Source organism: Streptomyces sp. NPDC107517 (assembly GCF_055582645.1).
The window spans coordinates 1-820 of the sequence record NZ_JBVJPM010000079.1; positions in this window are offsets into that span (position 1 = coordinate 1).

Below are 820 nucleotides of genomic sequence, written 5' to 3' on the forward strand. Positions count from 1 at the left end.
CGCACGACGGCGCAGCTCAAGCGGGTACTGGGAAGGACGTGCCATGACTCGATCCTCTCAAACGATCGAGTCTCTACCGAATCCGGAACGGTTCAATGTGACGTTGAGCTCGGTGTACGAGGTGACCTTGCCAAGCTTCGCTCGCTCAATAAGGAAGTCTCGCCCCGCGCCTACCAGCAAGTCCCACTCACTGTCTGCGCGGCCGTATCCAGGCATCCCGCCCCCTCTGAGCCGAACCGATCCGTACGCGGGAACTTACAGTGCCGGCGGAGGGCCCCACAATCGCTCAATGGGGGACTGCGTTGTAAGGGCGGACGTGATCCGAAGCGGAAGCGCCCCAGGTCACGCCGGCTGTAGCGGCAGCCCAGGTGAACCGTGCATCTCGACTGCGCCGAGCCGTCATTGATCGTGGTTGACCGCACGATGTGGCACGACTGTGGCCCTCGCGCATGGCGCCCCCTCCATCCCAGAGTCTGAGTGCCGCCGCCGGAGGCATGTGTTTGGCCCGCGGATGACGCACTTGCTTCTGCCCGCATGCACGCAGCGCGCCGCCGGGCGCGGCCAGCCGGGGCGAAGACAGGAGGCAGGCCGCGCCGCAGAGGCGGCGCGTGCCCGCACCGTGCGCGGACCTTGATCGAGTGGGGAAACCCTGTCTGCGACACCGGGTTTTGATCGGTGTCCCGACTCGGTTAATGCTTGACGCAGTGGCTTCACTTGATGCATGACCTGACATTGCGGTGTTCGGCGTCGACTAGAGATCGTTTGAGCGTTCCAGGCCAGCCAGCAGGCTGGCAAGGCTGCTGCGGCTGGTCAGGGTGTG